Source organism: Actinomadura rugatobispora, assembly GCF_055379765.1.
Genome location: NZ_AP029191.1, coordinates 11,972,462 through 11,996,609 on the forward strand (window position 1 = coordinate 11,972,462; position 24,148 = coordinate 11,996,609).

A 24,148-nucleotide genomic window follows, 5' to 3' on the forward strand; every position below is an offset into this window, starting at 1 on the left:
GTCATTCATCCTGTCGCCGCCGTGCGCCGGTGGTGCCGGCCCCGGCGGCGTCGAGGCCCAGTTCTCGCAGCACCTCGTCGGTGTGCTCCCCGAGCCCGGGTATTCCCGCGGGGGCGGGAGTTTCGGGGCCGGGGCCGACGCGGGGCGGGAGGGCGGGCTGGTCGACCCTGCCGCGGGCGCCCCAGCGGTAGCCGACCACGCGCCCCAGGCGCCGGTTGACCGGGTCGTCGACGAATCCCGCCGCGAACTCGGTCCGGTCGGCGTCGGGGACGGGTTCGACGGGCACTCCGGCGGCGCGGAGCGCGGCCGTCCAGGCGGCGGCGTCCCTGGTCCGGAAGGCGTCTTCCAGAAGGGTCTCCTCGGGCTGCGGGCCGGAGGGCCCGGTGCGCAGCGGTGGGGGCGTCGCGGGCAGGCCGTCCAGCCCGGTGACCTCGCGCAGGCAGTTCCACGCCCGCTCGTCGGGCACGGCCAACGCGAACCAGGCGCCGTCGCCGCCCTGGTAGAGGCGGTAGGCGGCGCCGTAGCCGGTCTGCTCCGCGTCCAGTACCGGGCCGCCGACGACGCCGTCCGCGGTGCGGAACGCGCCCGACTTCAGGGTCAGGGCGGCGCCGAGCAGGCTGCCGGCGACCGACTGCCCGCCGCCGCGGCGGCGGCGGGCGTACAGTCCGGCGAGGATGCCGCAGGCCGCCAGCCAGCCGCCGGTGACGTCGACCGCGCCCCACACCAGGTACGTCGGGGGACGGCCGTCGCCGCCCTGGGCGGCCTCGACCCCGGCCAGCGCCTGCATCAGCTGGTCGTTGGCGGGCAGGAGGGCACGGGGGCCACGCTCGCCGAAGCCGCTGGCGAAGCTGTAGACCGCGTCCGGGTTGGCCGCCCGCACCGTCTCCTCGTCGTAGCCGAGCCGTTCGGCCGCCCCGACCCGGGAGTTGTGGTGCACCACGTCGCTCCAGCGGAAGAGCCGTTCCAGGACGGCCGGGGCGCCGGGCGACTTCAGGTCGAGGGCGAGGGCGCGCTTGCCGCGCTGGCCGGCGGCGAACATCGGCTCCATGCCGCGGTGCGCGTCGCCGCCGGGCGGTTCGACCTTGACCACGTCGGCGCCGAGCCCGGCGAGGACGAGCGGCGCGATCGGCCCGGCCAGGTAGGCCGACAGGTCGAGGACGCGGACACCGGCCAGCGGGCCCGCGGCGTCTCCGGCCGTAGGCGCCCCGCCGCCCCGGGGTGCGCCGTCGCGGGTGCGCGTGACGCGCACGACCGGCCCCAGTGCCGTGATGGCGCCGCGGTCGGGGTCGTGGTGGTCGGCGCTGAGGCCGATCTCGCGGACGTGGGGGTCGCGCAGCGCCTCCCCCGGCCGCCACACCGGCTCGCAGCGGAAGTTCTTGCCGCTCAGGTCCTCGACCCACCGGTCGCGGTCGCGGGTGGCGAACATCGCCGCCCACCGCTCGCCCCGCTCGACCATGGCGCCGCTCATCAGGTCGGCGTTGTAGCCCTTCTCGCTGGGCGGGTCGCCGACATGGTCGAGGAACGCCTCGTAGGCGCCCTTGGCGCCGAACCAGAGCTGCACGTACTCGCCGTCGGCGCAGCGGTAGGACAGCGCCTCGGCCGGGCCCTGCTCCTTCCAGAGCAGGGTGGTGGACGGCGAGTGGTGCTCGACCCTCCCGATGATCATCGGGAGGAGGGCCTGGAGGCCGTCGTACAGCGAGGTCTCCACCCAGCCGCCGAGGCCCGTCGACTCGCGCTCGTAGAGGCGGGCGAGGGTGCCGGCGGTCGCGGAGAGCCCGGCGCCGGCGGAGGCGACGGTGAGGTCGCCGAAGACGGGGCCGGGCCGGTGCCCGCGGATCTGGGTGAGCAGGCCCGCCCGGGCGTGGACGAGCAGTTCCAGGTCGGGGACGGGGCCCAGCGCGTTGTGGCTCGGCCTGACGCGCGTCACCACGAGCCGCGGGCTCTCCCGGGCCAGGTCCTGGTAGCGCAGCCCGCGCCGCTCGACCGCGTCCTCGGCGCCCGCGACGACCAGCACGTCGGCGTCCCGGGCGAGCGCGGCCACCGCGCCCGCGGCCCGGCCGGGGTCGTCGCCGACCTCGACGATCTCCTTGCCCCGGTCCCAGACGCGGTCGAACTCCACGCCGGCGTCGAGGGTGGAGCGGCGCGCCGGGCGCACGCGGGTCACCTCCGCGCCCAGGTCCCGCAGCAGCGTTCCGGGCAGGCTGACGGCCGGGCCCGCGCCCACGGCGCTGATGCCGAGCGCGGCCTCGACGACGCGCAGTCCCTCCAGCGGTGCCATGGCGTCAGCTGCGCAGGAGCCGGCCGGGGGCCACGTCGGCGACGTCCTCGCCGCCGGTCCGCGTCGCCACGCCGTTCACCCACATGTGCTCCACGCCGGTGCTGCGCACGACGAGGCGGTCGGCGCCGCCGGGCTGGTCGTCGACCCGTTCGACGGGCGTGGTGCCGACGGTGCCGGGGTCGAAGGCGACCAGGTCGGCGTGGAAGCCCTCGCGCACCAGGCCGCGGTCGGCGATGCGGAACGCCTTGTGCGGGTGGCCGGTCAGCCGCCAGACGGCCTGTTCGAGGGTGATCGCCCCGCGCTCGCGCACCCAGTGCCCGAGCAGGTGGGTCGAGTAGCAGGCGTCGCACAGCTGGGTGGCGTGCGCCCCGGCGTCGGACAGCCCGAGCAGCGTGCGCTCGTCGGCGAGCAGCTCGCCGACCTCGTCGTCGCCGTCGTTGTCCAGGACGATCCGGAACCGGGTGGCCATGCCGTCGCTCAGCGCCAGGTCGATCAGCAGGTCGAAGGGGGTGGTGTCGCGCTCCTTGGCCAGCCGGTCCAGGGGGATCCCGACCGCGTCGGCGTGGGCGCGGGTCTCCTCGACGCTGGTCTTGGGCCAGCGGTGGCTCCACGCCTCCAGGGTCTCCGGCCGGGCCCGCTCCCGCCACGCCTCGTCGCGGTAGAGGTCGGCGCGCTCCTCGCGAGGACGGGCCAGCACCTCCTTCCAGGCGTCGATCTCGCCGAGCGGGGTGGGGTCGGTCATGGCGATCTGCATGACGATCGGGCGGCAGGCGATCTGCGGGTAGACCTCGCCGGGGAGCTTGCCGCCGCGCTCGACGGTGCGCAGCGCGGCGCCGGGCTTGTCGGCGCGCGCCACCAGCGCCGTCCAGGTCACCGGGACGCCGTAGCGGACCGCGATCTCGGAGAACTGGTCGACGAACATGCCGGGGCCGATCGAGATCTGCATGACGCCCTTGCCGAGCTCGCCCAGCACCGACGCGACGGCGTAGATCTCGTCGGTCTCGGCGAACCGGCTCGGCACCGGGCGGCCGTAGGCGCCCTGGTGGGCGGGCTGCCGCGAGGTGGAGAACCCGATGGCGCCGGCCTCGATGGCCTCGCGGACGAGCCCGCGGAGGGTCTCGACCTCCTCCTCGGTGGCCGGGCGCTCCTCCCCGCCGACGGCGAACAGCCGCAGCGGCGAGTGCCCGACGAACGCGCCGACGTTGAGGCGCTTGCGGCGCCGGTCGATGGCGGCCATGTAATCGGGGAAGGTCTCGAAGCACCAGTCGATGCCCGCCTCGAGCGCCTCCATCGACATGCCCTCGACGTTCTCCAGGGTCCGCACGATGATGTCGCGGTGCTCGGGGCGGGTCGGCGCCACGCCGAACCCGCAGTTGCCCATGACGACGCTGGTCACGCCGTGCCAGCTGGAGGGGGTGAGGTCGGCGTCCCAGAGGATCTGCGCGTCGTAGTGGGTGTGGACGTCGATGAACCCGGGCGCCAGGACGAGGCCGTCCAGGTCCACCACCTCGGTGTCCGGGAGGGGGGTGAGCTCGCCGGGCGACCGGACGGCCGTGATGCGGTCGCCCTCGACCGCCACGTCGGCGGGCCGGGCCGGGCCGCCGGTGCCGTCGACCAACGTGGCCCGGCGCAGGAGCAGATCCATCGACACTCCGATCGTTGCGTTTCGGTCAGGCTCTCCGCCGTGCGGCGGCTCAGGCGAGGTGGGCGGCCCAGCCGCCGTCGACCGGGATGACTGCACCGGTGACGAACGAGGCCCGGTCCGAGGCGAGGAAGGCGGCCACCTCGGCGACCTCGTGCGGCTCCCCCGCCCGCCTCAGCGCGGCCTTCTCCACCATGTCCGGGAAGTCCCTGAGGCCCGCGGCGCCCATGACCTCGGTGAGGATGAAGCCGGGGCAGAGGGCGTTGGCGCGGACGCCCTGGGGGCCGTACTCGACGGCCGCGGCCTTGGTGACGGCGATGACGCCGGCCTTGGCGGCGGAGTAGACGCTGGTGCCCTTGGTGGACCCGTTCAGCCCGCCCACCGACGACCAGTTGATGATCGTGCCGCCGCCGGTGCGGAGCATGGCCCGGATGCCGTGCTTCATGCCCAGCAGCACGCCGCGCAGGTCGACGTTCATCGTCGTGTCGTAGTGGTCCATGGTGAGGTCGGTGATGGGCAGGCCCACGCCGATGCCGGCCACGTTCAGGACGGCGTCGACGCGCCCGAAGCGCTGCACGGCGGTTTCGATCATCGCCGCGACGTCGTCCTCCTTGGTGACGTCGCAGTGGACCGGCAGGACGGCCTCGCCGACCTCGGCCGCGGTGTCCTTCTGGGCGCCGCTGATGTCGGCGGCGACCACCCGGGCGCCCTCGCGCACGAAGACCTTCGTCGACGCCTTCGCCATCCCGGATCCCGCGCCGGTGATGACGGCGACCTTCCCATCCAGCAGGCCCATCAGTCCCCTTCTCGGGTTCGCGCTCCGGCCGCGTCCGGCTGCGCGACGAACCTAACGGCCACCGCGAAACCTTGGCAAGTGAGCCTTCACATACTTAGATCGGATTATAGCGGGCGTTCACTCATCATGTTAGGTTGTGGGCCCCTTGGCCGAGGTGGGAGGCAGCGTGGAAGACCGGCTGATGTACCGGCGGGAGTTCTACATCGGAGGCGACTGGGCGGCACCGGCGGGCGGGGAGCGCCTCGGCGTGGTGTCCCCCTCCTCCGAGGAGGTCGTCGGTGAGGTCCCCGTCGCCACGACCGCCGACATCGACCGCGCCGTCGGCGCCGCCCGCGCGGCCTTCGACGACGGCCCCTGGCCGCGGATGGCGCCCGCCGAGCGGGCCGACGTCCTGGCCCGCGCCGCCACCGCGCTGCGCAAGCGCGAGGGCGAGATCGCCGGCGTGACCGTGGACGAGATGGGCTGCGCCGTCAGCCAGGCGCCCCGGGCCCAGACCGGCCTGGTCGCCGCACTGTTCGACTACTACGCCGAGCTCGCGCGCACCTTCGACTTCGAGCGCGAGGTGACCGCCGGCGACCGCAGGGCGCTGGTGACCAACGAGCCGGTCGGGGTGGTCGCGGCGATCGTCCCGTGGAACGCCCCGGTCACCCTGTCCTCCTGGAAGACCGCGCCGGCGCTGGCGGCGGGCTGCGCGGTGGTGATCAAGCCGCCGCCCGAGGCCCCGCTGAGCAACTACCTGCTGGCCGAGGCCCTGGAGGAGGCGGGCGTCCCGGCGGGCGTGGTCAACCTGGTGCCGGGCGGCCGCGAGGCCGGCGAGCACCTGGTGACGCACCCGGGCACCGACAAGGTCGCCTTCACCGGCTCCACCGCGGCGGGCAAGCGGATCATGAGCCTGTGCGGGGAGCAGGTCAAGCGCGTCTCGCTGGAACTCGGCGGCAAGTCGGCCGCCATCGTCCTCGACGACGCCGACGTGGCCGGCGTCATGCCGACGCTGGTGGGCGGGGCCATGCACCTGTCCGGGCAGGTCTGCGGCGCCCACACCCGGGTCCTGCTGCCCCGGTCCCGGTACGCGGAGGCCGTCGAGGCCGCGGCCGCGGCCGCCGCGAAGGTGACGGTCGGCGACCCGCACGATCCCGCCGTCCTGGTCGGGCCGCTCGTCGCCGAGCGCCAGCGCGAGCGGGTCGAGGGCTACATCGCCCTGGCCGCGGCGGCGGGCGCCCGCATCGCGGCGGGCGGCGGCCGTCCCGCCCATCTCCCCAAGGGCTGGTACGTCGAGCCGACCATCCTGGCCGACGTGGACAACTCCATGCGGGTGGCGCGCGAGGAGATCTTCGGGCCGGTCCTGTGCCTCATCCCCTACGACGGCGAGGACGAGGCGGTGCGGATCGCCAACGACTCGCCCTACGGCCTCTCGGGCGGGGTCTGGGCGGGCGACCCGGCGCGCGGGCTGGCGATCGCGCGGCGCGTCCGCACCGGGAGCATCGCGATCAACGGCGCCTACCCGCCGTTCCCGCTGGTGCCGTTCGGCGGGTTCAAGGAGTCGGGCCTGGGACGGGAGCTGGGCCCCGAGGGGCTGCGCAGCTTCCTGGAGCCCCGGAGCATCGGCATCCCCGCCTCGCTCGGGTAGGAGCGCGGGGACCGGAACCCCCGGAATATCCCTTGGACGCCGTGGCCGCCGTATGGTGCCGCGGCGTCCTTTCTTATGCTGTGTGTTGGTGCTACCATACTAACTGAGTGAACACTTACTTGATTGGTGGTGGATCGTGGCGCAGACAGCCTCCCTCTCCGGTCCGCGTCCGGGCGAGACCTTTCTCCCGGCCACACTCGACTCCGTCCACCGCTGCCCCGCCCGCGCGGACTACATCGAGCTGTGTTTCACAACCCCCGAAGGCCCGATGAAGTGGTGCTTTCCAGAACCGCCCCGCCAGGCGGCGCGCTCCACCGGCCCGCTCGCGCTGACCATCGGGCCGTACGGCATCCAGGTCCGCGAGGTCGGCGAGAACGGCCTCGGGCTCGCGCTCGAGAACGCCTCCGCGCTGTCGATGATCCTCGCCGGCGCCGAGGTCTACATCGCGCGCAAGCTGGTCACCGCGAACCGATGACCGCCCGATGACGGACGTGCCCGGCACGGCGCCACCGCAATGCCGGGCACACCCCTCGGGACCCGATGCCGCGCGCTACTCGATGAGCTCGTAAAAGGTGACCACCGGCGCCGGGTCCATCTGGAGCGCGTCGCTCATCTTGATCTGCCCGGAGATGCTGCGGGCGCGCAGCTCCGCGAGCGGGGCGGCCAGGTCGTCCGCCTCGATCTCGTAGATCGCGAGGTAGGACGGCCCCGCCCCGCCCTCTCCCCCGCCGTCCCGCACCTTGTAGCGGCGGGCGCCCACGAAGCCTGGCACGGCGCACACGTCGGCCAGATGCGTCTTGCCGTACCACTCGTTGTACTCGTCCTCGCGCGCGGGATCGCTCGGGCCGGACTGGACGACCATGATGCCCTTCGGCATGCGCCTGCCTCCTGGATGTCGGTCACGGATGTCGGTCACGGATGTCGGTCACCCTAGGCCGGCGGCACGACCTCTTCCCGCACGGCGATGAACCACGACCGGCGGACGAGGTCCTCGTTGGCCTGCGCGGTGACGTTCTCCCGGAACCACTCGATCCGCTTCCGCAGGCCCTCGACGTCGTCGAAGTAGACCTCGTTCACGGCGTCGTAGGCCCACTCCCCGTTCGCCCGCGGGCTCGGGTGGTTCTGCACGTACGCCTGGCCGCGGGCGTCGGCGGGGATGGCGGCGGCGCCCGCCGGCCCCGCCCGCCCCACCCGGCCCGCGTGGTTCCGCCAGCGCTCGGAGAACTCCGCGGGCGTGAGCCCGGCGGCCCGCAGCGCGAGGGCCATGTGCTTGAGCCTGGCGCCCCCGTCCCGCCAGCGCCGTTCGAGCCAGTCCTCTCCGCGCATGACCGACTCCTCGGCGACGACCACCGGGCTGGCCCGGTACTCGACCAGCTCGACCGCCCTCCGCAGCAGCGTCCGCCCGCCGGACGACTCCAGCAGCCACGCCTGGTACCCGCGCAGGTGCCCGGCGTCGGCGAACCACTCGATGCCGACGCCGTCGTGCCTGGGCGCGGCGCCCTCGAGGCCGGGCACGGTCGTGCAGACCGCGACGCGCGACGGCCGGACGTCCGGCGGGGCGTGCGCCGCCCCGGCGACCACGCCCGGCCAGGCCTCCGCGAACTCCGCGGCCGACACGCCCTTGCCCCGGGCGGCGCACCGGATCCGTTTGATCATGCGCGCGGCTCCGCCGCGGCCGCCGGTGCGGTGAGCTCGGCGACCCGCTTCCGCCACGCCTCCAGGTTCCCGTCCTTGATCTCGGCGTAGCCCTTGACCGACAGGACGGACCCGGCGACGGCCACCCGCGTCTCGTACGGCAGCGCGGCCTCCGGCCGGAGGATCTCGCCCACCAGCCGCTCGTACTCCTCGATCAGGGCGCGCTCGGTGCGCCGGTCGGGGATCCAGCCGAAGACGTCGAACGGGGTGCCGCGCAGCCGCCTCATCCGGCGGAGCCCGCGGAACGCGATCTCGTACGGCCGGCCCATGGGCAGCTTCCGGTCCATCCCGAACCTCTTCAGGACGGGCGGGTGGAGGTGGTAGGTCACCGCGTAGGCCCCCTCGATCCCCAGCTCCCGCGCGACCCGGTCGTAGTCGACCTTGAGGTGCAGGCGCGCCACCTCGTACTCGTCCTTGTAGGTGAGGAGCCTGAACCACGCCTCCGCGACCGCCGTGGTGAGCGCCCAGCTGCGGTCGGCGCCGTCGCGGGCCGCGGTCCGCTCCACCAGGTCGAGGAACCGCCCGGCCCGCTTCGCGTCCTGGTAGTCGACCGCCTGCGCCGCGCGCCGGATGAGCAGGTCGTGCAGCTCGGCCGGCAGTGCGCTGCGGCCGACGAGCGCGGCCGCCGTCTCCAGCGCGTGCGGCGAGGGGTCGTTGACGTTCTCCGCTCCCCCGCCGTCGCCGTCGCCGGTGCCCTGGAGGGCCGCCTCGACGGCCGCCGGGTCGTGCACCGCCCAGCGGCCCCAGGCGAACGCCTCCCGGTTGGCGTCGGCGGCCCGGCCCCGCATCGCCCGCTCGACGTCGCCGAGCGCGACCGGCAGGCCGCCGAGCTGGAACGCGGCGCCGAGCAGGACCACGTTCGCGAGCAGGTGGTCGGCGAAGACGGCCTCCGCGATGCGCTGGGAGTCGAGGAAGGCCACGCGCTCCTTCCCGGCCCGCTCCGCGATCGCCTGCTCCAGGGCCGGGAGCTCGGGCGGGGCGACGTCGCTCTGCAGCATGGCCGCGGTCGGGGTGAGGTGCCGGTCGACGACGGCGACCGTGCGGCCGGGGCGGATCTTGGCCAGATGGCCCTCGGCGGCGGCCTGGATGATGTCGCCCGACAGGTACAGGTCGGCGCCGCCCTCGCTCACCGAGGCCGAGCCCAGGGCGTTCCTGCTCTCGGCCAGGTGCAGGTGCGACACGACCGCGCCCGCCTTCTGGGACAGGCCCGTCTGGTCCATGCCGCCGACGACGAAGCCCGCGGACTCCGCGGCGGAGGCGATGATGCGGTTGGCGGTGACGACCCCGGTGCCGCCGATGCCCGTGAAGTAGACGCCGTACTGCCCGTCCACCGAGGGGAGGGCGGGTTCGGGCAGCGCGCCCCGCGGCAGCGACGGCCGCGCCGTCCCGCCGTCCTGCGGCGCCCGCACCCTGCGCCGGCCCCGGCGCTTGGGGGTGACGGTCACGAACGACGGGCAGTTGCCGTCCAGGCAGGTGTAGTCGCGGTTGCAGGACGGGTCGTGGATCTGCCGCTTCTCGCCGAACTCGGTGTCGACCGGCAGCACCGACAGGCAGTTGCTCTTGGTGCCGCAGTCGCCGCACCCCTCGCACACCGCCTCGTTGATGACGACCCGCCGCGGCGGCTCCTCCAGCTCGCCGCGCTTGCGCAGCCGCCGGGACTCGGCGGCGCACCGCTGGTCGTAGATGATCACGGTGACGCCGGGGACGCCGCGCAGCTCCTCCTGCACCTCGGGCAGCCGGTCGCGGCCCAGCACCTGCACGCCCGAGGCCCACCGCGCGCGGCGGGGGTAGCGCCCGGGCTCCTCGGCGCAGACGACGATCCGCTCGACGCCCTCGGCCTCCAGCGCCCGCGTCATCGCGGGCACGTCCATCAGCCCGGTGACGTCCTGGCCGCCCGTCATGGCCACGGCCGCGTTGTAGAGGATCTTGAAGGTGATGTCGGTCCCGGCGGCGACGCTCGCGCGGATGGCCAGCGTCCCGGAGTGGCTGAGGGTGCCGTCGCCCAGGTTCTGGATCACGTGCGGTTCGGCGACGAACGGCGACAGGCCGATCCAGGGGACGCCCTCGGCCCCCATCGGCGTCGGCGGCAGGCTGCGCAGGTCCTGGTGCCGCGCCTCGAAGTACATGATCCCGTGGCAGCCGACGCCGCCGCCGACCAGCGCGCCGTCCGGGGCGACCGTGGACCGGTTGTGGGGGCAGCCGCTGCAGAACCCCGGCGCGCGCGAGGGGATCTGGACCATCGGCAGCCGCGTCTTCCGGGGCGCCTGCGCCGCCTGCGCCGCCTTCTCGGCCTCCCGGCGGCGGCCGAGCCCGGGACGGATCCGGGTGAGGATCGCCGCCACCGCGGACGGGTCCAGCTCGCCCACCGACGAGGCCAGCGCCTTCCCCGAGCGGTCGCGCTTGCCCGACACCGGCACCGTGCTCCCGGCCCGGTGCAGGACGGCCCGCAGGTGGGTCTCGATGAACGGCCGCTTCTCCTCGACGACCACCAGCTCGCCGACCGAGGCGGCGAACTCCAGGACCGTCTCCTCGACCAGCGGGAAGGTCATGCCGAGCTTCAGGATCCGCACGCCCGCGGCGGCGAGCCCGCCGGCGGTGACGCCCAGGTCGGCGAACGCCTGGATCACGTCGAAGTAGGTCTTGCCCGCGCAGACCACGCCGAGCGGCGCCCCCGGCCCGGCGCCCACCACGCGGTCCAGCCCGTTGTGGCGGGCGTAGGCCTGGGCGGCGCGGAGCCGGTGCTCCACCACCAGCGCCTCCTGGCCCGGCACGGCGTGGGGGCCGATCGTCTTCTGGGGGCGGTGGCGCCACGGCGAGCCCTCGATCACGACCCCCTCGGGGTCGCTCGGCGCGTGCCGCCCGGGGTCGAGGTCGACCGTGCCGACGCCGTCGGCGACCGAGGTGACGATCTTCATCCCGACCCACGCGCCCGAGTACCGGGAGAGGCGGAAGGCGTGCACCCCGAAGTCGAGCACGTCCTGCTGGTCGCCGGGGAACAGCACCGGGACGCACGCGTCCTCGAAGGCGTGGTGGCTGTCGCACGCCAGCGTGGACGACTTCGAGGCCGGGTCGTCGCCGCAGAACATCACGGCCCCGCCGTTGGGCCCGGCCCCCATCGCGTTCGCGTGCTTGAGCGCGTCGCCGGAGCGGTCGAGCCCGGGGCCCTTGCCGTACCAGGCGCCGACGACGCCGTCGACGCCCTCGGCGTACTCGATCACCGCGCCCATCTGGCTGCCCCAGACGGTCGCGGCGGCGAGTTCCTCGTTGAGGCCGGGGCGGTGGACGATGCCGTGCTCGGCGAGCGCGTCGCCCATGCGGTCCAGGGTGAGGTCGAAGGTGCCCAGCGGCGAGCCCGGGTACCCGGAGACCATCGTGGCCGTGGTGAGGCCGTCCCTCTCGTCGAGCCGCCGCCGCAGCAGGAGCAGGCGGGCGAGCGTGTCGACGCCGGACAGGATCGCGGTATCCGTCCGGTCCGGCCGGGTTTGCGTCACGGGTAGACCTCGGGGTTGACGTACGCGAAAGCACCGTCCTTGAGCACGGCCCTGCGGAGCTCGGGCCGCTGCAGGACGGTGATGTCGGCGGTGGGGTCGCCGTCGACGACGACCAGGTCGGCCAGGTAGCCCTCGCGGACCTGCCCGATGTCGAGCCCGCTGGCCGGTCCCATGTTGCGGGTGGCGGTGTGGATCGCCTCCGCCGGCGTCATGCCCGCGAGCTCGACGTACCTCTGCAGCTCGGCGGCGTAGGTGCCGTGGCGGGTCCACTGGTGGCCGAAGTCGCCGCCGGAGAGCATCCGGATGCCCGACTCCCGCAGCCTGCGCATCCCCTCGACCTGGGACCGCAGCTCCTCGCGGTAGCCGGACGCCTCGATCCGCTCGGGCGTCATGCCCCACGGCTCGGCGTGCCCGTTCACCATCGCGTACAGGTAGTGGAGGCCGGGGCACACCCAGACGTCGTCGCGCCGGGCCTCCAGCGCGCGCAGCGCCGCGTCGTCCAGGAAGCACGCGTGGTGGATGATCCGGACGCCGGTGCGCGCCGCCATGGCGACGCTCTCCGACCCGCGGGCGTGGACGGTGATGAACGCGCCGTGCCGGTCGGCCTCCTTGACGGCGGCGTGCAGCATCTCGTCGTTCATGTACACGTCGTCGGACGGGTGCGCGGGCACCACCCCGTCGCCGGAGATGAACAGCTTGAGCGCCCGCGCGCCCATGTCGCACTGGCGGGCGACGATCTCGCGGAGGGCGTCGGCGTCGGCGGCGACCTCCATCAGCTCGCCCTCGGCGCCCAGGCCGCCGACCTCGGCCACCATCGGCCCGCTGGGGATGATCCGCGGCCCCGGGATCAGCCCCCGGTCGATCGCGTCCCTGGCGAGCAGGTCGTCGCGCGGCTGGGTGGTGCCGGCGCCGATGATGAAGGTGTAGCCGCTCTCCAGGAACGTCCGCACCACGGCGGCGACGTCGAGCATGTGCTCGGCGGGCGGCGCCGCGGCGACGCCGGCGTGGTCGAACACGAAGTCCAGGGGCCAGCTGATGTGGACGTGCGCGTCGCCGAGGCCGGGCAGCACGGTGGCGCCCCGCAGGTCGACGGTCCGCGCCGAGGCGGGGTCGGCGTCGAGCCGGCCCTCCACGACCCTGGCGATGCGGTCGCCCTCGATCAGGACGTCACCGTCGAACGGCTTCTCCGACGCGTCGCCGGTGCAGGCGAGCACGCGCGCGTTCTTCAGGAGTGTCCGCTGGGCCATCTGCGTCCTCCCCGGTGGAGCGGGTGTCTGGGATGTCGGGGCGCCCGTTCAGGTCGCCGGGCCCAGGCACGGACCGGGCGTGAACGAGATCGGGAGGCTGTTCGGCGAGCGGGTCATGCCCCGGTGGTACCCGATCTCCGCGCCGTCCTGAAGCCTGATGTCGTCCAGGCGGCCGAGCAGCTCCTCCAGGGCGATCCGCAGGTTGAGGCGGGCGAGGTTGGAGCCGGCGCAGCGGTGCGGCCCGACGCCGAAGCTGAGGTGCCGGTTGCGCTCGCGGTCGAGGTCGAACCGGTCGGGGTCGGTGAACTCCTCGCCGTCCCGGTTGGCCGAGGCCCAGTGGATCAGGACCTTGTCGCCCTTCTTGATGCTGCGGCCGCCGAGCTCGGCGTCCTGGACCGCCGTGCGGCCGACGGACACGAACGACGGCTCCAGCCGCAGCAGTTCCTGGATGGCGTCGGGGATGAGCTCCGGCCGCTCGCGCAGCAGCGCGGGGATCTCCGGCTCGGCGCAGAACCGGGCGAACATCAGCCCCAGCGCGCCGGCGGTGGTCTCCAGGCCGCCGAGGATCAGCAGCTGGACGGTGCCGATGATCTCGTCCTCGGTGATCGGGCGGCCCTCGATCTCGGCGTTCAGCACGGCGTCGACCACGTCGCCGCGCGCGGGCTGCGTGCGGCGCTCCCGGACGAACTCCTTGATCCACTCGTACAGGCCGCGCCAGCACTCGGCCGCCTTGGGGTCGTCGGGCACCGAGGACTTGGACGCCAGGTAGGCGACCTTGTCCAGGTCCTCGGGGGGCGCGTTGAGGGCGAGGGTGAAGAACGCCAGGCTGGGCAGGGGCCGGGCGAAGGCGTCCATGAACTCGCAGGCGCCGTCCTCGACGAAGTCGTCGATGAGGCGGGTGACGAGGTCGCGGGTGGGCCGCTCCCACCGCGCCACGGCGGCGGGCGTGAAGAAGGGGTTGATGAGGCGCTTGTAGATGCGCTGCTCGGGCGGGTCGGCCTGGACCGGGAGGTTGCGGACGACGGTCGGCGCCTTGGACACGCCCAGGCCGTGCGCGGAGCTGTACACCTCCCAGTTCTGGGCGACGCTCAGCACGTCCTCGTACTTGGAGACGATCCAGAAGCCGCCGTGCTCCTCGCTGTGCGCGACGGGGCACAGGTCGCGCATGCGGGCCATGGTCGCCGGCATGGTGGCGGCGAGGTCGGGGGACAGATGGTCGAAGTGGCGCGAGCACCAGTCGTCGGGCATGGAAACGGCTTCCGACGTGCTCTTCTCCATCGATGTCCCCCTACGTGATCCGGGCCGTGCGGGCGACCGATCGGGCCTTCGCACTATAACAAGGTGAGTGATTACTTTCTAGAGTGCGCGAGCCCGGCCGCCCCGGTCGCGACCCTGGTGGCGAGCGTCGCCATGGAGGGCGCCCGACCGCCGACCAGGCATTAGTGAGTGAATACTCTTTTATAAGGGCGCGGGCGTCGCTACAGTGAGCCCCACGACGGCGCAGCGTCACGAAGGAGCACCCATGCCGACGCTTTCCCACCCCGGTACGCCGGCACTCCCCTTCCTCGACGGCCGCCCCAAGAAGCTGCTGATCGGCGGCCGGTGGGAGGAGGCGGCGTCCGGCAGGACCTTCCCCAGCGTCAACCCCTCGACCGGCGAGACCGTCGCCGAGCTGGCCGAGGCCGGTTCCGAGGACGCCGACCGCGCCGTCGCGGCCGCCCGGGCCGCGTTCGAGGGCCCCTGGCGGCGGCTCACGCCGCGCGACCGGCAGGCCCTGATGTGGGCGCTCGCGGACGCGGTGCAGGAGCACTACGAGGAGCTGCAGCTCCTGGAGGCGCTCGACATGGGCGCGCCGATCGGCAAGCAACGCTCCGGCCGGACCCCGCCCTGGGAGGCGGAGGTGCTGCGCTACTTCGCCGGCTGGGCCACGAAGATCCACGGTGAGACCCTCCAGAACTCCATCCCGGGCTCGGTGTTCAGCTACACCCTCAAGGAACCGGTCGGCGTCGTCGCCGCGATCGTCCCGTGGAACCGCCCGATCAGCAACGCCATCTGGAAGATGGCGCCGGTGCTCGCCACCGGCTGCACGATGGTCCTCAAGCCGGCCGAGGAGGCCGGGCTGGCCGCCCTGCGCATCGGCGAGCTGCTGACGGAGATCGGCCTGCCCGACGGCGTCGTGAACATCCTGACGGGCTACGGCGAGGCCGGTGCGGCGCTCAGCGGGCACCCCGGCGTCGACAAGGTGGCCTTCACCGGATCCACCGAGGTCGGCCGCCGGATCGTGGAGGCCTCGGCCGGCAACCTCAAGCGGGTCTCGCTCGAACTGGGCGGCAAGTCCCCCGACGTCGTCTTCGCCGACGCCGACCTGTCCCGCGCCATCCCCGGAGCGGCCTGGGGCGTGTTCTCCAACTCCGGCCAGATCTGCTGCGCGGGCACCCGCATCTTCGTCGAGCGCCCCGTCTACGACGAGTTCGTCGAGGGCGTGTCGAAGTTCGCCGACGGCCTCAAGGTGGGCGACAGCCTGGACCGCACGACCAAGATCGGGCCCGTGGTGTCGGCGGAGCAGCTCGAGCGCGTCACCGGCTACCTGGACCTGGGACGCGAGGAGGGCGCCCGCACCACGGCCGGAGGCCGCCGCCTCGAGGACGGCGACCTGGCCAAGGGCTACTTCGTGGCGCCCACCGTCTTCGCCGACGTCCGCGACGACATGCGGGTGGCCCAGGAGGAGATCTTCGGCCCCGTCGCGTGCGTGCTGCCGTTCGACTCCCTGGAGGAGGTCGCCGCCCGGTCGAACGACACCTCCTTCGGGCTCTCGGGCGGCATCTGGACGCGCGACGTCGGCAAGGCGCACCGGCTGGCCCAGGAGCTGCAGACCGGCACGGTCTGGGTCAACACGATGCTGCTCTTCGACCCCGCCGTCCCCTTCGGCGGCTACAAGGCCAGCGGCTACGGCCGGGAGATGGGCCAGCACTCGCTCGACGAGTACCTCAACGTCAAGTCGGTCTGGATCGACACCGCCTGAGCACCGCACCACCCGACCACCCCACCCCTGAACACACACCCCCAGCCCACCCCCGAACTCCCCACCCCCACCCCTGACTCCGAAGGCCCCGACGCGGTCCCGACGGCCGAGGCCGCCTTCCGCCTGCCGACGACCCGTGCCCGCTCGCCCCCGGTCGTGATCGGCGTCCCCTTTCCGAACAACCCCCGCGGCACCACGCGCCCGCGAACTCGACGCAGGGAACGCCGGCGGCGATCCCCCGCCGGAAGGAGAAGCGTTGACGGAACTATGGCAGTTCGCCCTGGTCGGCCTCGCCGGAGGCGGGGCCTACGCCCTGATCGCCCTCGGCATCGTGGCGGTGTACCGCGGCTCGGGAATCCTCAACTTCTCCCAGGGCGCCATCGGCATGATCGGCAGCTACGCCTTCTGGGACCTGTACGAGGGCGGCCGGGGCTCCCTGCCGGTCCTGCCCGCCCTGGCGATCGGCGTCGCCGTGGGCACCGCGCTCGGCATGCTCTTCTATCTGGTCATCGTGCGCTTCCTGCACAACTCCTCGGAGATGGCCAAGGTCGTGGCGACCCTCGGGTTCATGCTCCTGCTGCAGAGCGTGGCGGTGAAGATCTACGGCACCCAGCCCCATCTGCTCAAGCCGCTGTTCGGCTCCGGCAAGATCACGATCTTCGGCGGCATCGTCACCCACGACACGCTGGCGATCCTGCTCATCACACTGGCCCTCGGCATCGGGCTCTCGCTCCTCTTCCGGCGCACCCGTCTCGGCATGAACGCGACCGCGCTGCGCGAGAACCCGCAGGCCGCCGCCGCGATCGGCGTCTCGCCGCACCCGACGGGCATCATCACCTGGGGCATGGGCGGCGCCATGGCGGCGTTCGCCGGCATCCTGCTCATCCCGGTCACCGGGCTGACCCCGGGCGCCCTGACGCTCCTGGTCCTCCCCGCCATGGCGGCCGGCCTGGTCGGGCGGTTCGTCGGCATCTGGCCCACGATCGCCGTCGGCCTGGCGCTGGGCGTCCTGCAGTCCGTGATGCGCGAGTTCGAGATCAACTCCGGGATCATCTCGTCCGTGCCGTTCGCGCTGATCATCATCGCGGTGGTGCTCGGCGGCTCGGCGCTGCCCGGGCGCGGCGAGACGCTGACCCGCCGCCTGCCCCGGGTGGGGACCGGGCGGCTCAGGCCCGCCACGGTGGCGATCTGGGCCGGGGTCGCCGTCGCCGTCTCGGTGCTCCTGTCGCCCACCTGGGCGTCCGCGCTGATCAACACCGCCGTCTTCGGACTGCTGGCGCTCTCGGTCATCGTGGTCACCGGCTACGCCGGGCAGATCAGCGTGGCGTCCGCCGCGCTGGCCGGATTCGGCGCCTTCGTCGCCGCCCGGAGCAGCAGCGACCTGGGCCTGCCCTTCCTCGTCTGCGTGCTTCTTGGAACGCTCTCGGCGATCGTCCTCGGCCTGCTGATCGGCGGGCCCGCGGTGCGGGTGCGCGGGGTCAACCTGGCGATCGTCACCCTCGGCCTCTCGCTGGCGGTGGAGAACCTGATCCTGCTGCAGCCCACGATGACCGGCGGCAGCGACGGCGTGGTCATCTCCAACGCCACCCTGTTCGGGATCGACCTGAACCCGGCCGCCTATCCGGACCGCTTCGCCGTCCTCTGCCTCATCGTCCTGGCCCTCGGCGCGGTGGCGGTGCTCAACCTGCGGCGCGGCGAGTCCGGCAGGCGTTACCTCGCCGTGCGGGCCAACGAGCGGGGCGCCGCCTCGGTCGGCGTCTCGGTCGCCGGCGCCAAGCTCGGGGCCTTCGCGATCTCCGCCGGGCTGGCCGGCCTGGCGGGCGCGGTGTCGGCGTTCCGGTTCAACATCGCCGACTTCTCCAGCTACACCGTCTTCCACTCGATCTCGACGCTGGCCTTCACGGTCGTGGGCGGCGTCGGGTACGTCGCGGGCGCCGTGTTCGCCGCCGTCACCGCGCAGGGCGGCGTCGTCGCCAACTTCGTCAGCAACGACCTGAACCTGTCGTCGATCGACGCCTGGCTCGCCATCGGCTCGGGGCTGCTGGTCCTGGACGTGATGGTCCGCACCCCGGACGGCATCATCCTGCAGTTCGCCGCCATGAGGAGCCACCTCGCCCGCGTCCTGCCGGTGAAGCGGCGGCCGTCCGCGGCGGGCGCGCACGCGAAGGCCGCTCCGGAGGCGGGCACGGAGGCGGGGCCCGAGCCGGAGAGGACGACGGCGCTGCCGCGCGTCTCGGGCGTCACGCCGGGCACGCCCGTCCTCACCGCGAGCGGCATCCGGGTCACCTACGGCAGCACCGTGGCCGTCGACGACGTGTCCCTCGAACTGAAGGCCGGCGAGGTCGTCGGCGTCGTGGGGCCCAACGGCGCGGGCAAGACGACCCTCCTGGACGCGCTGACGGGCTTCTCCCCCTCCGCCAAGGGGACGGTCGAGTTCCGCGGCCGCGACATCGGCGGCCTGCCGGCGCACCTGCGGGCCCGGCTCGGCATGGGCCGGACGTTCCAGAACCTCGAACTGTTCGACGACCTCAGCGTCCGCGAGAACATCCTCACCGCGCTCGACAGCCGCAGCCGGCTGTCCTACGCGCGGGACCTGGTCCTCCCCCGCCGCCACGACCTGAACGAGGCCACCGGGGCGGCGGTGTCCATCCTGGACCTGGAGAAGGACCTCGACACCGTCGTGGCGGACCTCCCGCAGGGCCGCCGCCGGATGGCCGCGATCGCGCGGCTGGTCGCCCAGGAGCCCGCCGCCGTCCTGCTGGACGAGCCCGCCGCCGGGCTCAACGGCTCGGAGCGGCGCACCGCCGGCGAGCTGTTCCGGGCGCTGGCCGACGAGCTCGGCGCCGCGGTCCTGCTCGTGGAGCACAACATCGACGTGGTCGCGGCGACCTGCGACCGGGTGATCGTGCTCGACCACGGCCGGACGATCGCGTCCGGGCCGCCGGCGGACGTGCTGCGGGAACCGGCCGTCCGCGAGGCCTACCTCGGCCGCTGAGCCGATGACGAGGAGAAGGAGCCCGGGATGAGGCGGCGCGTGCCGAAGCGGTGGGACGATCTCACGCCCGAATGGATGACGGCGGCCCTCGCCGCCGAGCATCCGGGGGCCAGGGTCGGGGAGATCTCGGTCGTCGCCCGCGACGACGGCACCAACCGGCGCGCCCGCCTCGGGCTGTCCTACGCGGCCGGGAGCGGACCCGGCACCGTCTTCGTCAAGGCCCACAACGACGCGCACCGGATCGTCCACCTCCGGAACGGGAACCTGTTCGGCGAGGCGCGCCTGTTCGGCTCGGGCGTCACGCTGCCGCTCGAGCACCCCGTGGTGTACCGGGCCGTCGTCGACCGCCCGCACCTCGACTTCCTGATCGTGATGGAGGACCTGAAGGCCCGGGGAGCCGATCCGCGCGACTCGACCCGTCCGATGACCACCGAGCAGGTGGCGAACGGCCTGCGGGGGCTCGCCCGCATGCACGGCGCCTACTGGGGCCTGTCGCGGGCGACCCGTCCCGGCCTCCGCTGGGTGAAGACGTGGAAGCCCACCAAGGGATGGCAGGTCGGCCTCAGGAAGCGGGTCCCGGCCGGCCTGGAGCGGGCCGCGGACCGGCTTCCCCAGGAGGTGGGGCGCCTGGACGCGGACGGGCTCGTGGACCTCTGGGTGCGCTACGTCGAGACCCTCACCGACGGTCCCATGACCCTGCTGCACGGTGACACCCACATCGGCAACACCTACGTCCTGCCCGACGGCGAGGTCGGCTTCCTGGACTGGCAGGTCGTCCGGCGCGGGAACTGGTCGCACGACGTGGGCCACTTCCTGATCGGGGCGCTGCCCGAGGAGGACCGCCGGGACGCGGAGACCGGCCTGGTCGAGGAGTACCGGCGGTCGCTGGAGGCCGCTGGAGCCGCTGGGCCGTCGGCGGAGGAGGCGTGGCTGCGATACCGGGCCTCGGCCGTCTACGGGCTGGTCATCTGGCTGTCGACGCTGGGCTCGGCCGGGTACCAGCGCCCCGAGGTCTCTCTCGCGCTCGTCGAACGGTTCTCGGCCGCATACGCCGAACTCGAGGCCGAGGACGCGCTCGCCCGCCTGCGGAGCGGCGGAGCCTGACCGGCCCCTCCCCTGCCGGGCTCAGTCGACGGCGAACTCCCACTTCTCGCCGCGGACGACGATCCGTCCGGCCGTCGGGCCGGGGAAGTGGGTGCCGATGACGAGGGCGCCGTCGTCCAGCCGCGCGCTGCGGAAGCGGCGGCGGGTGGCCTCCGACCCGGCCCGGTCCGAGTCCGCGGTGCTGCACAGCTGCGGCTCGGCGAACTGGACGGGATGGTGGGCGAGGTCGCCGGTGATGAACGCCCGCTCCCCCTGGCTCTCGATGCGGACGCTGACATGGCCCGGCGTGTGCCCGGGGGTGGGTTCGAGCCGCACCTCGTCGCAGAGCACGTGGTCCATGTCGACCAGGTCGGCCTGCCCGGCCGCGACCACCGGCCGCACGGTGTCGGTGAGATCGACGACGTCGCTGGCGGCCTGCTGCCAGTGCTCCCATTCGCGGCGCGCGAACAGGTAGCGCGCCCGCGGGAAGGTCACCGTCCACGCGCCGTCGACCAGGCGGGTGTTCCAGCCCACGTGGTCGAAGTGCAGATGGGTGCACACGACCGTGTCGATGTCCTCCACCGCGTAGCCCGCGGCCTCCAGCGCCTGCGGGAAGGCGCTCGGCATGCCCGGCATCGCCGCCGTCTCGCGCATGTCGCCGATGCAGGTGTCGACCAGGACGCGGCGCGCGCCGGTGTCGATCACCAGGCCGTGGATCGAGGTCCGCGCGGCGCCGTCGCCGGTCACGAAGTGCGGGACGAGCCACGGATGGTCCCCGGCCGGATCCGGCGGGACGCCGGTCAGCAGGCCGTCGAACGGCACCGCGAACTCGTGCTCGACGACCTTGGTCACCTGGACGTCGCCTATGGTCCACCGCATCGTGCCGCCTCGGCCTCTCGCATCTCAGTGCATCCCGGGTCTCAGGTGAGGGGGCGCCGGGTCGGGGGGCGCCCGGTGGACCCGTCGGCGAAACCGGCGTACCGGCGGGTCAGCCCCCTCGGGTCGACGGTGCCGGTCATGCGCGGCCCCCAGGCGACCATACCGCCGTCGGCCCGGATCGCCTCCCCGGTCACGAACGCGCTGTCGGGCCCGGCGAGGAACAGCACGAGGCCGGCGATGTCCTCGGGACGGCCCAGCCGGGGCCACGGCTGGAACGTCGCCATCCGCTCCAGGATCGAGTCCTCGTCCTTGCCCATCACCAGCGGCGTGTCGACGAGCCCCGGGCAGACCGCGTTGACCCGGATGCCGTGGCCGGCGAGTTCGACGGCGGCGTTGGCGGTGAAGCTGACGACCGCCGCCTTGGCCGCCGAGTAGGCGAGCGGGCCGCCGCCGCCGACCAGACCGGCGACGGAGGCGTTGTTGACGATCGACCCGCCGCCGCCACCGGCGATCATCGCCCGCGCGGCGTGCTTGGTGCCGAGGAAGGCGCCGCGGCCGATCACCGCGAAGGTCCGGTCCCAGTCGGCGGCGTCGATCTCGGTCAGCGGGCCGAACGCGCCGCCCACGCCGGCGTTGTTGAACATGACGTCGAGCCGGCCGAACCCGTCGGCCGCGGCGGCGACCAGCGCCGCCACCTCGCTCTCCTCGCAGACGTCCGCGCGGACGAAGCGCAGCCGCGAGCGGTCGTCGACCTCGTCCAGGAGCCGCTCGGCGTTCCGTTCGTTCAGGTCACCGAAGACCACGCGGGCGCCCGCGTCGAGGAAGCGCAGCACGGTCGCCCGGCCGATCCCGCTGGCGCCGCCCGTCACCACGGCCACCCGGCCGTCCAGTTCACCGGCCACGGTGGTCGACCAGTCCGGGGGTGCGGGGGTGCGGCATGCTGTGCACGGGCGGCGCCGGGTGCTGCACGACGGTGGACGTCACGCGGTGGGCGGCGGCGCCGTACTCGGCCATGAGCGCGTCCTCGGTGGCGTAGTCGAACCGGTCGGTGAAGGAGGGGCTCGTGCCCGCGTCGAAGCCGGGCCGCGCCTCGTACCAGGCGAGGAGCTCCTCCAGCGCCTCGACCGGGTCGACGGCGGGCCGGTAGTCCAGCTCGCGGCGCGCCCGCTCGGTGCTCAGCACGCAGTGGGCCGCCGTCGTGCCCGCCAGCGGGAGCAGCGCGGTCGTGGCCTCGAGCGCGATCTCCCGCGGCACCGCCACCATCTCCAGCTCCGCGCCCATCAGGCGCGCGACCGTCTCGGCCCAGTCGCGCAGCGACCAGTTCACGGGGTCGCCGCAGTTGTAGATCCGCCCGGCGGCGGCGTCCGCGCCGCGGACCGCGGCCAGGACGAACGCCGCGGCGTTGCGGGCGGCGCACCGGGTGTGGATCTGCAGTCCCCCGTCGGGCAGGATCATCCGCCGCCGTCCGTCGCGGACGCGCCGCACCACCGACCATTCGTGCGGACGGGCGTTGTCCGGGCCGTACAGCATGGGGAACCGCAGGATCGTCGCGCCCGGGTGGCGGGCGAACACGGCGGCCTCGGCGTCGGCGAGCCTGCGGGAGAACCGCAGCGCCGGGTCGCCGGAGGACTCGGTGACGACCGGGTGGTCCTCGGTCACCGGCATCGGGAGGGCGGCCTCGCCGCCGCCCGGGAAGTACCCGCGGTAGACCGGCACCCCGCTGATGCCGACGTAGCGGCCGCACCGCCCGGCGAGGGCCGGGGCGAGGTGCCGCACGCGCCCGTACATGGCGACGGCCAGGTCGAACGAGCGCGTCCCGAGGGCCTCGTCGATCGAGTCGCGGAAGTGGGGGTCGCCGTGGAGGTGCTCGACGTCGGCGAGCCCCGGCGGCTCGTGCGTGCCGCGGTGGAAGATCGTGACGTCGTGGCCGTCCTCCAGCAGCCCCCGGACGATGTGCGGGCCCGTCGGCCCGGTTCCTCCGATGACCAGTACCTGCATCGCGTCCCTCCCGCACCGCGTGGGCCGGCCGTGCTGGATCGTGGTGGAGCGTGGTGGTGAGAGCCCGGGGCACGCGGGCGGCGGAAGGAGCGCCCGCGTGCCCGGGGGCGTGTCAGATGCGGTAGAGCTTGGCTGCGGTGTCGCCGAGGACCTTGCGGCGGGTCTCGGGCCGCAGCGCCGACATCCGCTCCTCGACCGCGGTCAGCGGGTCGGGGTACAGGCAGGTGGGGTGCGGGAAGTCGGTCTCGAACATCACGTTGTCCTCGCCGACCTTGTCGATCAGGTACTGCAGGTCGCCGCCGTTCTCCTCGAACCAGAACGTGGCGTACCAGTGGTCCTTGAAGTACTCCGAGGGCTTGCGCGACAGCTCGGCGGCCTGCTCGGGGGCGTTCTCCAGGATCTCGTAGTCGGCGGTCTCCATCATGAACGGCACCCAGCCCATGCCGCTCTCCACCGACACCATCTTCAGCTTCGGGTGCCGGTCGAAGATCCCGGCGTAGATGCTGTTGATCACGACCCGGGCGTTGTTGAGGAACAGCATGCCGCCGCCGACGGCGGGCTTGAGGTTCTGGTGCAGCGACGGCCAGAAGTACTTGCCGTAGAAGTTCAGCGAGGTCAGGCTCGCCCCGATGTGGAAGTGCACCGGCAGCTGCAGGTCGGCGCACGCCGCCCAGAACGGGTCCCACTCGCGGCTGGCCAGGTCGGGGGCGCCGGTCTCCTGCGGGTCGGAGGTCATGTTCACCCCGCGGAAGCCCGCGGCGGCGGCGCGCTGGGCCTCCCGCACGCACTCGTCGACGCTCCAGGCGGGCATGATCGCCATGGGCAGGAAGCGGTGGCCCGACCAGTCCTGCAGCTCGCCCAGGTAGTCGTTGAAGATCTCCACCGTCAGCCGGCGCAGCACCGGGTCCTGGACGTTGTTGGAGATGCCCTGGCCGCCGATGCCGATGGCGTTGGGATAGAGGACCTGGGCGTGGAAGCCGTTCTGGTCCATGTACTCCAGCCGCGCCTCGTGGTCCCAGGCGGCCCGGTGCACCCAGTCGATGCCGTTGTGCTTGCTCTCCTCGAACGGGAACTTCTCCCCGTTGAGGCTGACCACACCGCCGCCGCGGGCCGGGCCCAGCCGCCCGTCCTTCTCCACGATCCACCAGGGGGCGCCGTCGATCTCCACCACGCGGGGGACGCGGTCCTCGTATCCCTTGGGAGCGCGCGTGGTGAACAGATCATGTCGTTCGGTGAGATGCGTGTCGGCGTCGATGACGCGCACCTCGTCAGCCAGCTTCACCATCTGCCCTCGTCTCCCCGCGCCACGCGACCGCCGGGGTCGCAGGCGAGGCTTTCATCGCATTCATCGCACTTCGAACCAGCTCGCGGTCCGAATCTATGGGGCGGCACAAT

17 protein-coding genes are annotated in these 24,148 nt (G+C 73.5%); 5 read left to right on the forward strand and 12 right to left on the reverse strand.

The features are described from left to right. Position 1: 1 nt before the first annotated feature. The 3 genes from ACZ466_RS53790 to ACZ466_RS53800 are packed head-to-tail and all read right to left on the reverse strand — an operon-like array spanning position 2 to position 4,716. Positions 2 to 2,278 carry a CoA transferase gene (locus ACZ466_RS53790; RefSeq protein WP_378288201.1) on the reverse strand — a complete coding sequence of 759 codons (2,277 nt, stop codon included), beginning with the start codon at positions 2,276 to 2,278 and terminating at the stop codon, positions 2 to 4. 4 nt (positions 2,279 to 2,282) lie between these two features. Continuing rightward, entirely contained in the window at positions 2,283 to 3,923 is a 1,641-nt protein-coding gene (locus tag ACZ466_RS53795) for an N-acyl-D-amino-acid deacylase family protein (protein ID WP_378288200.1), read from the reverse strand. Between the two features lie 49 nt (positions 3,924 to 3,972). Next, a complete protein-coding gene (locus ACZ466_RS53800; protein WP_378288199.1) occupies positions 3,973 to 4,716 on the reverse strand; it encodes an SDR family NAD(P)-dependent oxidoreductase in 744 nt (247 codons plus the stop codon). Between the two features lie 166 nt (positions 4,717 to 4,882). Between ACZ466_RS53800 and ACZ466_RS53805 the strand changes: the two genes are divergently transcribed. Together ACZ466_RS53805 and ACZ466_RS53810 are read left to right on the forward strand one after the other, a co-directional pair. Next, on the forward strand, positions 4,883 to 6,343 hold the full coding sequence (locus tag ACZ466_RS53805) for an aldehyde dehydrogenase (protein ID WP_378288198.1): 1,461 nt from the start codon (positions 4,883 to 4,885) through the stop codon (positions 6,341 to 6,343). A 136-nt stretch (positions 6,344 to 6,479) separates the two neighbouring features. Next, positions 6,480 to 6,818, forward strand: coding sequence for a hypothetical protein (locus ACZ466_RS53810; RefSeq protein ID WP_378288197.1), 339 nt, complete (start codon positions 6,480 to 6,482; stop codon positions 6,816 to 6,818). 75 nt (positions 6,819 to 6,893) lie between these two features. Here ACZ466_RS53810 and ACZ466_RS53815 read toward each other — a convergent pair whose 3' ends face one another. From ACZ466_RS53815 to ACZ466_RS53835, 5 genes are read right to left on the reverse strand one after another with little or no spacing between them, the layout of a single operon-like run. Continuing rightward, positions 6,894 to 7,220 (reverse strand): hypothetical protein, encoded by a 327-nt coding sequence (locus ACZ466_RS53815; protein ID WP_378288196.1) that lies wholly within the window; start codon positions 7,218 to 7,220, stop codon positions 6,894 to 6,896. Between the two features lie 53 nt (positions 7,221 to 7,273). Continuing rightward, positions 7,274 to 7,999: an EthD domain-containing protein gene (locus ACZ466_RS53820; RefSeq protein ID WP_378288195.1), complete on the reverse strand. Its 726-nt coding sequence runs from the start codon at positions 7,997 to 7,999 to the stop codon at positions 7,274 to 7,276. Then, the gene (locus ACZ466_RS53825; RefSeq protein ID WP_378288194.1) at positions 7,996 to 11,529 is read right to left on the reverse strand and encodes an indolepyruvate ferredoxin oxidoreductase family protein; all 3,534 of its coding nucleotides are present in this window, start codon (positions 11,527 to 11,529) and stop codon (positions 7,996 to 7,998) included. Before ACZ466_RS53825 ends, ACZ466_RS53820 begins: the two co-directional genes overlap by 4 nt. After that, complete coding sequence (locus ACZ466_RS53830; protein ID WP_378288193.1) at positions 11,526 to 12,776, reverse strand: metal-dependent hydrolase family protein; 1,251 nt, start codon at positions 12,774 to 12,776, stop codon at positions 11,526 to 11,528. Before ACZ466_RS53830 ends, ACZ466_RS53825 begins: the two co-directional genes overlap by 4 nt. Before the next feature lie 48 nt (positions 12,777 to 12,824). Continuing rightward, positions 12,825 to 14,054: a cytochrome P450 gene (locus ACZ466_RS53835; protein WP_378288192.1), complete on the reverse strand. Its 1,230-nt coding sequence runs from the start codon at positions 14,052 to 14,054 to the stop codon at positions 12,825 to 12,827. Positions 14,055 to 14,298: 244 nt separating this feature from the next. Here ACZ466_RS53835 and ACZ466_RS53840 point away from each other — a divergent pair, with 244 nt between their 5' ends. The 3 genes from ACZ466_RS53840 (at position 14,299) to ACZ466_RS53850 (ending at position 19,897) form a co-directional block, all read left to right on the forward strand. Beyond that, a complete protein-coding gene (locus ACZ466_RS53840) occupies positions 14,299 to 15,798 on the forward strand; it encodes an aldehyde dehydrogenase family protein (protein ID WP_378288191.1) in 1,500 nt (499 codons plus the stop codon). A 256-nt stretch (positions 15,799 to 16,054) separates the two neighbouring features. Beyond that, entirely contained in the window at positions 16,055 to 18,793 is a 2,739-nt protein-coding gene (locus ACZ466_RS53845; protein WP_378288190.1) for an ABC transporter permease subunit, read from the forward strand. 27 nt (positions 18,794 to 18,820) lie between these two features. Then, positions 18,821 to 19,897 (forward strand): phosphotransferase, encoded by a 1,077-nt coding sequence (locus ACZ466_RS53850; RefSeq protein ID WP_378288189.1) that lies wholly within the window; start codon positions 18,821 to 18,823, stop codon positions 19,895 to 19,897. A 21-nt stretch (positions 19,898 to 19,918) separates the two neighbouring features. Here ACZ466_RS53850 and ACZ466_RS53855 read toward each other — a convergent pair whose 3' ends face one another. From ACZ466_RS53855 to ACZ466_RS53870, 4 genes are all read right to left on the reverse strand, one after another. Further along, the gene (locus tag ACZ466_RS53855; RefSeq protein ID WP_378288188.1) at positions 19,919 to 20,755 is read right to left on the reverse strand and encodes an MBL fold metallo-hydrolase; all 837 of its coding nucleotides are present in this window, start codon (positions 20,753 to 20,755) and stop codon (positions 19,919 to 19,921) included. 41 nt (positions 20,756 to 20,796) lie between these two features. Beyond that, entirely contained in the window at positions 20,797 to 21,657 is an 861-nt protein-coding gene (locus ACZ466_RS53860) for an SDR family NAD(P)-dependent oxidoreductase (protein WP_378288187.1), read from the reverse strand. Beyond that, positions 21,647 to 22,753: an NAD-dependent epimerase/dehydratase family protein gene (locus tag ACZ466_RS53865; protein ID WP_378288186.1), complete on the reverse strand. Its 1,107-nt coding sequence runs from the start codon at positions 22,751 to 22,753 to the stop codon at positions 21,647 to 21,649. Before ACZ466_RS53865 ends, ACZ466_RS53860 begins: the two co-directional genes overlap by 11 nt. Positions 22,754 to 22,865: 112 nt before the next feature. Continuing rightward, the gene (locus ACZ466_RS53870; RefSeq protein WP_378288185.1) at positions 22,866 to 24,038 is read right to left on the reverse strand and encodes an amidohydrolase family protein; all 1,173 of its coding nucleotides are present in this window, start codon (positions 24,036 to 24,038) and stop codon (positions 22,866 to 22,868) included. Between the last annotated feature and the right edge of the window lie 110 nt (positions 24,039 to 24,148).